This is a genomic window from Acinetobacter sp. YH01024, from assembly GCF_013420195.1.
In the GTDB taxonomy this organism is placed as follows: domain Bacteria; phylum Pseudomonadota; class Gammaproteobacteria; order Pseudomonadales; family Moraxellaceae; genus Acinetobacter; species Acinetobacter amyesii.
The window spans coordinates 1-11081 of sequence record NZ_VOYQ01000027.1 but is presented as its reverse complement, the minus strand read 5'-3'; the positions used below and the strand labels follow the sequence as shown (position 1 = coordinate 11081).

The window sequence follows — 11081 nt, the reverse complement described above, 5'->3', positions numbered from 1 at the left end:
TTACATCGCTAAGTAAAAAGCCCGATTTATCGGGCTTTTTATTGGCTGGAATTCTTTATGTAAATTTATGCTAAGTAATGGAAAAATAATTCAATATATTAATAAATAAAAGATAAATGATCGAATTCCGCTATATCAGTGAAATTGCGACAGTCTTATCAATAAAATCGCTATTAAATATGTAAAAAACGCATTTTCTTGATAGATAAAATCTCGTTATGCTGTGCATTGTTATAATAGAAATTACTAGCTGTACGCCATGTATTTATATACTGATTTTGACCAGCAACTGGTTAATGAACGTGTTGCACAGTTCCGTGATCAAACGGAACGTTATTTAGCAGGTAAATTGACGGAAGATGAATACCGTCCACTGCGTCTTCAAAACGGCCTTTATGTACAACGTTATGCACCGATGCTACGTATTGCAGTACCTTATGGCCTGATGAATTCTAAACAATTACGTAAAATTGCGTCATTGGCTCAGGACTATGACCGTGGTTATGCGCACGTATCTACTCGTCAAAACATTCAGTTTAACTGGCCTGCACTAGAAAATGTGCCTGATATGTTACAAGAGCTCGCATCTGTTCAAATGCATGCGATTCAAACTTCGGGTAACTGTATTCGTAACACAACTACTGACCAATATGCAGGTGTGGTTGCGGGTGAAATTGCTGACCCACGCCCAACGTGTGAATTGATTCGTCAATGGTCAACTTTCCACCCAGAATTCGCTTTCTTGCCACGTAAGTTCAAGATTGCAGTTTCAGCACTGGAAGAAACTGATCGTGCGGCAACGTCTTTCCATGATATCGGTGTGTATATCGTGAAAAATGAAGCAGGCGAGATTGGCTATAAAATCAAAGTTGGTGGTGGTTTAGGCCGTACACCAGTGATTGGTAGCTTTATTCGTGACTTCTTGCCACGTGAAGATTTGATTGCTTATTTAGAAGCGGTACTTCGTGTATACAACTTACACGGTCGTCGTGATAACAAATATAAAGCGCGTATCAAAATTTTGGTGAAAGCATTAACACCAGAAGTATTTGCAGAGAAAGTGGAAGCTGAATTTGCACATACCATCAAAACGTTAAAAATTGATGCTGATACCTTGGCGAAAATGGATGAGAACTTCACACCATTTGATTACCAAGATTATGCAGATGAAGACTTCGCAGAGCAATTTGCCGCAGAGCCGAAATTTAAACAATGGTTCAACATCAACACCAATGCACATAAAGTCAAAGGTTATCGCATCGTTACGATTTCTTTGAAACGTGCGGGTATTGCACCGGGCGATATGACCGTTGAAGAAATGAACCTAATTGCTGACTTGGCTGATAAATATACCTTTGGTGAGTTCCGTACCACACATGAGCAAAATATTGCGCTTGTAGATGTACCGCAAAAAGATTTGTTTGATCTATGGAAGATCCTTGATCAACACAATCTTGCACGTGCGCATATCGGTTTCTTAACCGACATCATTTGCTGCCCTGGTGGTGATTTCTGTTCATTGGCGAACGCGAAATCGATTCCAATTTCTGAAGCCATTACACGTCGTTTTGATGACTTAGACACCATTTACAATTTAGGTAAATTGGATCTAAACATCTCTGGCTGTATGAATGCGTGTGGTCACCATCATGTTGGTAACATCGGTATTTTAGGTGTAGATAAAAAGGGTGCTGAGTTCTATCAAATCACTTTGGGTGGTAATGCCGACCATGATGCATCAATTGGTGACATCTTAGGCCCATCATTTGCAGCTGAAGTTGTACCTGACATCATCGAAGAGATCTTAAATACTTATCTAGACCTTCGTGCTGAAGGCGAAGAGTTTATTGATACTTACCGCCGTGTTGGCATCCAACCATTTAAGGAGCGTGCATATGCTTAATACAGCACTACAAGTCCTCTCTAAAGATGGCTCGATTGCAGACAATACTTACCAAGTCATTGGTGAAGATGGTGTGTTGCCACAAGGTGACGTGGTTTTAACAGTTGAGCAGTTAGATCAACTTGCGAATGTGTCTGGTAAAAAAGCACTTTTCGTAACGGTGGATGCTTCACCTGAAACCAATGAATTCCCGCTTGATCAGTTAGATGCAATCTTTATCGAGTTTGCTGGTTTTAACGATGGTCGTGGCTATTCATTTGCTGCGTTGTTACGTCGCCAAGGTTTTCAAGGCGAGCTACGTGCAACAGGTGATGTATTCAAAGATGTGTTGAACTACATGAAGCGTTCAGGTTTCGATACTTTTGTAGTGAAAGAAGGTAAAGATATTGCTGAAGCTGCTGCTGGCTTAGGTGATTTTACCAATCCATACCAAGCTTCAACTGCTGTGCCGCAAGCGCATTATCAAACAGGTGCTTAAGTACGTTGATTGATAAAAAAAGCCTCCTTTGGGAGGCTTTTTTATTTATCGAAATACTTTTAATGAGTGATTATTCGTTTTTAAACTGGCAAGACCATCCATTTAATACCGAACTGATCGGTAAATGCGCCATACAGCGCACCCCAAAAGGTCTTTTCGAGAGGCATTTCTATAGAGCCACCTTTGGACAATGCATCAAACAGTCGTTTGGCTTCAGCTTGTTCACTGCTTTCTAAATTAATCGAAATATAGTGATTGCTGCCTACGGTAAAGGGTTGATTGGTTTGTGCACAAAATTGTTCGCTGACATCTGAGGCCATCAGCACGGTAAATTCATTGATTGGCAAGGAAATATGCATAATCTTTTGCTGTTCTGCATCAGACAGTGAAATGCCATCCTCAGCAGGCATATCGCCATAACGCATCACATTGAGGAATTCTCCACCAAGTACAGAGCGATAAAAATTAAAGGCTGCTTCGGTATTGCCTTGAAAATTCAAGTAGTGATTGAGCTGCATAATGGTCATCCATTTTTTATTATGTCGACATTTATTTTAAGAGCCTTTGCTGACCTGTATGTGAACAATTTATGTCTAAAATGTAAGCATAAAAAATCCCTCTTACAGAGGGATTTTTCAGTCTCCCTCCTTTATTAAAGGAGGGGTTAGGGGAGGATTAAAGAATATTCCCTCTAAATCGCCCTTTGCGAAAGGAGTCTACAGAGCATTAAAGCAATTCAATCGCCACAGCAGTCGCTTCACCGCCACCAATACACAGCGCAGCAATACCACGCTTACCACCAGTACGTTTTAATGCATGGATCAGCGTTAGGATAATGCGTGAACCTGTAGAACCAACTGGATGTCCAAGCGCACAAGCACCACCGTTGATATTTACTTTTTCAGCATCTAATTTAAATTCATCAATTGGGCACATCGTGACCATAGCAAAGGCTTCATTGATTTCCCATAAATCGACATCAGCAACATTCCAACCCGATTTATCTAGAACTTTTTGAATTGCGCCCACAGGTGCAATGGTAAATTCTGAAGGATGCTGTGAATTTGATGCATAAGCCACAATTTTCGCGAGCGGATTTAAACCTTTTGCTGAAGCTAGATCTGCTGATGTTAAAACTAAAGCAGATGCACCATCAGAAATAGAACTGGCATTGGCAGCGGTAATCGTTCCATCTTTAGCAAAAGCAGGGCGCAGTGTTGGAATTTTTTCGATATTAGCGTTAAAAGGCTGTTCATCTTTATCGATAATCACATCGCCTTTACGACTCGAAACAGTGACAGGCACGATTTCGTCAGCAAAATAACCCTCAGTAATTGCAGTTTGAGCACGTTTAAGCGAGCGAATGGCGAAGTCATCCATTTGTTCACGTGTATAGCCTTTTGTGTTTGCCATATCCTGCGCAAAAGACCCCATGAGTCGGCCCGTTTCTGCATCTTCTAGGCCATCTAAGAACATATGATCTTTAACGTCACCGTGGCCCATACGGTAGCCAGCTCGTGCTTTGGTCAAAACATAAGGGGCATTGGTCATTGACTCCATACCACCTGCAACCACGACTTGAGCCGAACCTGCCTTAATCATATCTGCCGCTTGCATCACGGCCTTCATACCTGAACCACACAGCTTGTTGATGGTTACGGCACCAGTTGAATCTGGAAGACCGGCTTTACGCATCGCTTGACGGGCAGGACCTTGTTTCAGGCCAGCCGGAAGCACACAGCCCATAATGACTTCTTCAACATCTGTCGGTTGTAAACCCGCGCGTTCGATGGCTGCTTTAATCGTAACTGCGCCTAATTCTGGTGCAGTGACAGCGGCTAAACTCCCTTGAAAACCACCCATTGCTGTACGGGTACCATTCACGATGACGATATCAGTCATTACATGTCTCCATTTTCTTATACATTAATTTTTGAATACGTCAGCAGTATAAGTAAAATTGAACAGGAATAAAGCAAATTTAAAAGGCTGCTTTGGACTCACCGGTTCTCAAATTAGCAACTGGTTGGGTTTTCAAATCGTAAATGTCCCATTCGACTTAAGACTGCTCGGATCGGTTGAAGCGTTGATTTCGAACAGTAGTAGAAACTACCATTTGAACCATTGGGTAAACCGGAGCTAGCCTGAAAGGTTAGGCTCGGAATGTGTAAAGTCCCACGCCAAGACAGATCGCCATATTTTAAATTGAGTTTATCTTGCAGCAATATTTTTTCATTTGCGTCGACTTGGCGGTTTTTATTACTGTCAATAAATATAATCAGACCACTGTTCCAGTTGTTAGGTTGGCAAAGTTTAAAGTCAAGACTAGGACAAATCACAATATTGGAATGATAAATAGTGGCCTGAGCTCGTGCGAATGCATTGTGATTTTGAATAGTCGATTTGATGTTATTCGCTTCTCGCTGCGCCATTAAATTGTTGAAATGTGGTAAAGCTATCGTCACGATAATGACCATAATCGCAATTGAGACCAAAAGTTCAAATAACGTAAAGCCGGTTTCTTTATTGTAAAGCATTGATTTAATCCAAAATTTAATATTATTTTTATATGTCTAATGTTATATGTGTTTTTAATGGCGATATTAATTTTGAGTATAGAATTTTATTACTCAATTTTAGATAAAGCTGTTAAAATGAAAATAGCAAGTGACAATAGGCGATTCACTGCTCAAAATTGAGTAAAAATTTACCGAATTACAACGGAAATTGTAAGTAATTTTGTCAATAATTTACTTGATTAGATTAATCAAGCACTTGGAAAAAGAATAAAGTGTTTGTATGATTCAGCGTAAATAGCTTAAAAAAAAACTGGGGTATAAGAAAGCCTATCTCAGGATAGCCAATTTTTCGGCTTGAGCTTGAACAACAATTGTTATCTCTGGAGGATAAATCCATGAAAATGAGTCGTATTGCATTAGCAATGCTCGTAGCTGCTCCTTTAGCAGCTGCAAACGCAGGCGTAACTGTTACTCCATTAATGCTTGGTTACACTTTCCAAGATTCTCAACACAACAACAGCCGTGGTAACTTAACTGAAAGTCCTGAGCTACAAGATGACTTGTTTGTTGGTGCAGCACTTGGTGTTGAATTAACTCCATGGTTAGGTTTCGAAGCTGAATATAACCAAGTTAAAGGTGATGTAGACGTTGATTTCGGCGAATACAAACAAACTCAAATCAACGGTAACTTCTATGCTACTTCTGATTTGATCACTAAAAACTATGACAGCAAAGTTAAGCCATATGTATTGTTGGGTGCTGGTCACTACAAATACAAATTTGACGAAGCTGCTGCTCGTGGTTTAGCTCCATCTGCACAAGCTCGTGGTACTACTGAAGAAGGTACTTTGGGTAATGCTGGTTTAGGTGCTTTCTGGCGCTTAAACGATGCTTTATCTCTACGTACTGAAGCTCGTGCTACTTACAACATCGATGAAGATTTCTGGAACTACACAGCTTTAGCTGGTCTTAACGTAGTTCTTGGCGGTCACTTGAAACCTGCTGCTCCTGTAGTTGAAGTTGCTCCAGTTGCTCCAGTTGCTCCAGTTGCTCCAGCTCCTCAAGAGTTGACTGAAGATCTTAACATGGAACTTCGTGTGTTCTTTGATACAAACAAATCTAACATCAAAGATCAATACAAACCTGAAATCGCTAAAGTTGCTGAAAAATTAGGTGAATACCCTAATGCTACAGCTAACATCGAAGGTCACACAGATAACACTGGTCCACGTGCTCTAAACGAACGTTTATCACTAGCTCGTGCTAACTCTGTTAAATCTTCACTTGTTAACGAATACAACGTTGACCCAGCTCGTTTATCTACTCAAGGTTTCGCGTGGGATCAACCAATCGCTGACAACAACACTAAAGAAGGTCGTGCTATGAACCGTCGCGTATTCGCTACGATTTCTGGTAGCCGTACTGTAGTGGCTCAACCTGGTCAAGCTCAATAATTCGAGTTTAACTTCGGTTAGAAAAAAGCGGCTCTTTTGAGTCGCTTTTTTTTGTTAAAAATTTAAAAAAGGAGATTTAAATTTGGCTAAATGGCACTAACGCAAAAGCGTTGTTTACTTCTAAATAATCGTTGGATGTAAAAGGATTTATCTATTCATGTGGTAATTAAGCATGTAAAAATTCAAACTATTGTATATTAATTAATCATCTGTTTGCCTAAGAGATTTAATTGAACATAACCAGGTTGTATTTTTATTTTTTATAAAAGCAATAAAAAACAATTATTTATATTTGTATTATCTACAATTTATAAAAAATGAATATTTATATTTTTCATTAAAAAAATATTATCATCGAGATTCATGATGCAGTTAAGAATTATTCTAAATATAGTAATGATTCTTATTCAAATAAAACTAATCTTGAAATGATGAATAATTTTGCAAAAACACACTTAGTCCGTGCGATTTCAATCGCGATCTTAGGGGTGGGTACATCTGCAGCAGTGAATGCAGCAGAGCGAACCGTGCTTGAAACAATTGAAGTTGAGGTGCCAGCCGAAAAGCAGCTTGCAAATGGAAAATTGAAAGCGTAGACAGACCTTGGTGCACTGGGAAATAAAAAAATTGTTGATACGCCATTTAGCGTTGCTGCATATAGTGAAAAGTTAATTGAAGAACAGCAGGCTAGGACAGTTGGTGAAGTTTTAAAAAATGATGCGAGTATCCGTATTACCACCAACCAAGGTCATATAAACGAAAACTTTAATATTCGTGGCTTTGACATCAATCACGATGACATTGCACTCAATGGTATCTATGGTATGGCGCCTTATGGACGCGTACCGACTGAATTTTTAGATTCGGTTACTGTATTGAAAGGCCCAAATGCTTTAGTTGCTGGGATGTCACCAGCAGGTGGAGTGGGTGGTGTTGTCATTGCCAAAACTAAGCGTGCAGATCAGCAGAAGACCCAAGTTTCAGCGTCAATGGAAGACGGTGGCTTTTATCAATCAGGCTTTGATGTTTCACGTCGCTTTGGTGCTGAAAAAGAGTTTGGCTTACGTGTGAATGGTGCCTATGGTCAAGGTGAGCACATCATAGAAGGCATGGATGATAAACATGCTTCAGGTGCAATTGATGCTGATTATACAACAGATAAATTGAAACTGAATTTTGATGCGTATGCTGTACGTGATGATCGTAATGGTGGGTCACCTGCAATGGCCGCGTTCGGCGTGAAAGATGCACATGGTCATATCTATAATGGCGTACTTGATGCGCCTAAAGGCGATACCAATTATTTTAGTAATTTAGAAGGTCATACAGATAGTGAGTTTGTAGGATTAAGTGGTGAATATGCATTCACGCCTGATTTAAATGTGTATGCGGGTGTAGGGTATATTGAAAAGGCCTATAGCGGACACATTTTTGGTACGCGTCTTATCGTAGGGCAAGCTGATGGTCATGCTACTTCACAGTACTATCGTACAGGGTCATCTGAGTCGATTACATCAGCCAATACAGGTTTCCAATATAAGTTTAATACAGGTGCTGTAAAACATGCTGTAAATGTTCGAGCTGATTATTTGACCAAAGAAACAGATCAGCATGTTGCGGCAACACAAGAGAAAATTAATTCAACTAATTTGTATGATCCTGATAAGACTGTAGGAATGCCTTCTGCGTACCCAGTGGTTAAACCGAATTTAGATAATAAATATACTAGCTATACGGTATCTGATCAGATTTCAATGTTGGATGATAAGTTACAATTTATTGTTGGTGCACGTTATCAAGATATCGACACCAAGAATTTACAGAAAAAAACAGGCTATCAAGACGATAAAATATCCCCAAGCTTAGGTATTGTGGTTAAACCATTTGGTGAGAATATTTCTATTTATGTAAACTATGTTGAAGGTCTTTCTGAAGGTGTAACGGTGAATAACGTTGCAGATGCCAACAATAATGTCACCTTTGCGCCATTCCAAACCAAACAATATGAATTGGGTGCTAAATATCAAACAGGTAGTTGGTTAAATACATTTGCACTGTATCAAATTGAAAAACCATCGACGATGTCTTCTGATTATTCTGATGGAAATACAGGTAGTAGTGTTAATCAAATCACAACAGATGATGCAGAAACACGTTCACGTGGCGTCGAGTGGGTATTTTCTGGGGAGATTTATACTGGACTAAATCTGATGGGTAGCTTGGCTTATATTGACGCTGAATATACCAAAGCAGCGGTGAAAAGTGGCGTAACCAATCAAGGTAATACGGTGTATGGTATTCCTGACTTTACTGCTACACTCGGCTTGGATTATGCAGTGCCGTATGTGGATGGTTTGAATGTTAATGCGCGTGCAAACTACGTGAGTGAACAGTACTTAAATGAAACCAATACACTTAAACTGCCAGACTATACAATTTTAGATTTAGGTGCGCGTTATAAAACCAATTTGGGTGGTGTAAATACTACATTCTTAGCCAATGTTGATAACGTGACTGATGAGCAATATTGGGAAGGTACATTCAACTCAGGTTATGCCTTAGTGGGTGGTCCACGTACCTATAAAGTTGGCTTAACATTCGACTTTTAAATAACCAATACACGTCAATTCAAAAAGCCACCTATTTAAGGTGGCTTTTTTTCAAACTAATTGAGCAAGTTATTAGCTTAATGAATGTCTAATTTAGGGAATATATTGCTTCACCACACCATCATCCAGCAGCTGCTGAAAATGCTCAACAAGACTGGTTTCAATATTGCGGTAGCTGATGCCTAGCTCGGACTTACTTTTGTCGGCATTGAAGTAGATTGGAAAACCCATATTCAGCTCAACAAAAGACTTGGAAAAACCTGCCAGCGGGCCAAACAATTTAAATGCGGCTTTAGGCAACTGGTTGCGCGGGAAGGGGAATTTTGGACCAAAGTGCTGGCGCAGAATTTTGCCCATTTCCAGCAGGCTGAGCGTGCCGCCGCTGATAATATAACGGCCTTTTGCATTTGGGTTAAAGGCTGCTTGCAAGTGTGCATCCGCAACATCACGGACATCTACAATGCCATTCCACATCGGCGGTACACCTGCGAGGGTCATACCGTTAGCAAACTGCTCAAGCACTTCAACGCTGCCAGACTTGGTCATCGCAGTTAGTGAAGGGCCAAGAACCAGCGCTGGGTTGACACAAACCAGTTCCCAGCGGTTTTGTGCTTTTTGCATATCCCAAGCTTTGCGCTCCGCCATGACTTTTGAATATGGATAGGGCTGATGGGTTTCAGAGCTGGTGGTGTTCCAGTGAGACTCATCAAATTGGTTATTTGCTGTTTGCTTAATGTCGATCGCATCGCCATAAGTTGAAGCAATACTGGATGTCACCACCACGCGTTTTACAGATTCTGTTTGGTTGACGCTGTTTAATACATTTTCTGTGCCTATTACCGCAGGCTCAATAATATCTTTTACTGCATCTTTATAGTTGGTCACTACAAAAGGGGATGCCATATGGATCACAATTTCACAGCCTTGCATGGCTTCATCAAAGGCATGCGGTGTAAGTAAATTGGCTTCAAACAGTTTGAATGTGCCAGTACTTTGGTTTGCGATATTCTCTAAGTGAGCAAAGCTTTTTTTCTTATTCAGATCGCGTACGGTGGCGTGAACTGTATGTCCTTGTTCAAGCAGATTTTTAATGACCCAGCTGGCAATATAGCCTGTGGCGCCTGTAACGAGTATCGGTGTTGTCTTGGTATTCATGTTCTTCAACTTTAATTGACGCATTTTTTATCATATTGAGAATATTTAGTTTTGTCTTTGATTAATTTGAAAAAATATATTTTTATTATTGAGTTTAATGTGCTCTAAATTCAGCAGAAATCTCATGAGAGCGCTACAAAAGTGATTTTTTATTGATCTTAAAAATGCTCAGATGGGATGAGTGTTGGATAGATGCATATTCTTATGATTATGGGCGCAAAATCTCATAAATAAATGGACAAAGAGTCATATCTAACTTGTGAGCTTTAATTTAAAGCCTAGATCTTAGGTCTAGGCTTCATTCATTTCGTATAACAGCCATTATGTTAAATGGAGGAGATCTGACATAATTCTTGGCTTCAGTTAACTTTCTAAAAATCTTATGACTACACTTAATATCGAAAAGAAAGCAAATCCCCTTTTAAGTGATGAGGCTCAAGAATTGTTGTGTTTTGCAACAATTAGTGAATCTAAATCTTGGAAAGATGTTCTCAATTTGTATTTAGAAATTAAAGCAAAAAATGCTCCTAAGAAAGTGTTAATGCTTTTAGAAGATATAGGACAGTGTGAATATACGTCTATGCATGCTTCGATGGGAGATGGACTTTATTTTGATACATCGGAAATTATTGAAGAGGGTGAAGATGAAGATATAAGCTATGACAACACCCTGCCATTTCAGGTTAAGTATCATATTGATCAATTATTAAGATCTGAAAATAAGGTGAATATTCATGATCTACATGGAAAATTTAATTATAGTGATCAAGACCTATCTGTTTTATTAAAAATTAATGAGCAGCCTGAAAAAATTTTAGATGAAGTTATTCAAATTAAATTAGGGTGTGTTGACATTTACAGCCGATAAATTGAGCTAAAGAGGCAACCATATAAATATACAAGCTAAAGCAACAGCGCTTTGATAGTTACGTTTTAGCTTATCGTATCTTGTGGCAATTCCTC

At 39.5% G+C, this 11081-nt stretch carries 7 protein-coding genes and 3 pseudogenes; 5 read left to right on the top strand and 5 right to left on the bottom strand.

All coding sequences use genetic code 11. From position 1 onward, the window contains the following. The first annotated feature begins 259 nt into the window (after window positions 1-259). Both FTT88_RS11520 and FTT88_RS11515 read left to right on the top strand, forming a co-directional pair. Window positions 260-1903, top strand: a complete 1644-nt coding sequence (locus FTT88_RS11520) for a nitrite/sulfite reductase (RefSeq protein ID WP_078194255.1) — start codon at window positions 260-262, stop codon at window positions 1901-1903. Next, the gene (locus FTT88_RS11515; RefSeq protein WP_168379542.1) at window positions 1896-2381 is read left to right on the top strand and encodes a DUF934 domain-containing protein; all 486 of its coding nucleotides are present in this window, start codon (window positions 1896-1898) and stop codon (window positions 2379-2381) included. Before FTT88_RS11520 ends, FTT88_RS11515 begins: the two co-directional genes overlap by 8 nt. An 80-nt stretch (window positions 2382-2461) precedes the next feature. On the opposite strand, the gene FTT88_RS11510 is transcribed toward FTT88_RS11515, so the two are convergent. The 3 genes from FTT88_RS11510 to FTT88_RS11500 form a co-directional block, all read right to left on the bottom strand. After that, window positions 2462-2899, bottom strand: a complete 438-nt coding sequence (locus FTT88_RS11510) for a VOC family protein (RefSeq protein WP_180005116.1) — start codon at window positions 2897-2899, stop codon at window positions 2462-2464. Between the two features lie 208 nt (window positions 2900-3107). After that, window positions 3108-4283 carry an acetyl-CoA C-acyltransferase gene (locus FTT88_RS11505; RefSeq protein WP_180005115.1) on the bottom strand — a complete coding sequence of 392 codons (1176 nt, stop codon included), beginning with the start codon at window positions 4281-4283 and terminating at the stop codon, window positions 3108-3110. Between the two features lie 113 nt (window positions 4284-4396). Next, window positions 4397-4918 (bottom strand): GspH/FimT family pseudopilin, encoded by a 522-nt coding sequence (locus tag FTT88_RS11500; RefSeq protein ID WP_180005114.1) that lies wholly within the window; start codon window positions 4916-4918, stop codon window positions 4397-4399. Window positions 4919-5295: 377 nt separating this feature from the next. Between FTT88_RS11500 and omp38 the strand changes: the two genes are divergently transcribed. Both omp38 and FTT88_RS11490 read left to right on the top strand, forming a co-directional pair. After that, window positions 5296-6354, top strand: a complete 1059-nt coding sequence (gene omp38, locus FTT88_RS11495) for an outer membrane protein Omp38 (protein ID WP_180005113.1) — start codon at window positions 5296-5298, stop codon at window positions 6352-6354. Between the two features lie 431 nt (window positions 6355-6785). Further along, window positions 6786-8963: pseudogene (locus tag FTT88_RS11490) on the top strand (TonB-dependent receptor). 93 nt (window positions 8964-9056) lie between these two features. On the opposite strand, the gene FTT88_RS11485 reads toward FTT88_RS11490, so the two are convergent. Then, window positions 9057-10142 (bottom strand): SDR family oxidoreductase, encoded by a 1086-nt coding sequence (locus FTT88_RS11485; protein ID WP_373683928.1) that lies wholly within the window; start codon window positions 10140-10142, stop codon window positions 9057-9059. 358 nt (window positions 10143-10500) lie between these two features. Between FTT88_RS11485 and FTT88_RS11480 the strand changes: the two are divergent. Then, window positions 10501-10959: pseudogene (locus FTT88_RS11480) on the top strand (hypothetical protein); the annotation flags it as partial. Window positions 10960-10992: 33 nt separating this feature from the next. On the opposite strand, the pseudogene FTT88_RS11475 reads toward FTT88_RS11480, so the two are convergent. Next, window positions 10993-11081, bottom strand: a pseudogene (locus tag FTT88_RS11475) (IS5/IS1182 family transposase); the annotation flags it as partial.

Excerpts from the sequence above, each read along its gene's own strand:
- FTT88_RS11520 (WP_078194255.1), top strand. The coding sequence starts at position 260 with ATGTATTTATATACTGATTTTGACCAGCAACTGGTTAATGAACGTGTT.
- FTT88_RS11515 (WP_168379542.1), top strand. The coding sequence starts at position 1,896 with ATGCTTAATACAGCACTACAAGTCCTCTCTAAAGATGGCTCGATTGCA.
- FTT88_RS11510 (WP_180005116.1), bottom strand. The coding sequence starts at position 2,899 with ATGCAGCTCAATCACTACTTGAATTTTCAAGGCAATACCGAAGCAGCC.
- FTT88_RS11505 (WP_180005115.1), bottom strand. The coding sequence starts at position 4,283 with ATGACTGATATCGTCATCGTGAATGGTACCCGTACAGCAATGGGTGGT.
- FTT88_RS11500 (WP_180005114.1), bottom strand. The coding sequence starts at position 4,918 with ATGCTTTACAATAAAGAAACCGGCTTTACGTTATTTGAACTTTTGGTC.
- omp38 (WP_180005113.1), top strand. The coding sequence starts at position 5,296 with ATGAAAATGAGTCGTATTGCATTAGCAATGCTCGTAGCTGCTCCTTTA.
- FTT88_RS11485 (WP_373683928.1), bottom strand. The coding sequence starts at position 10,142 with ATGCGTCAATTAAAGTTGAAGAACATGAATACCAAGACAACACCGATA.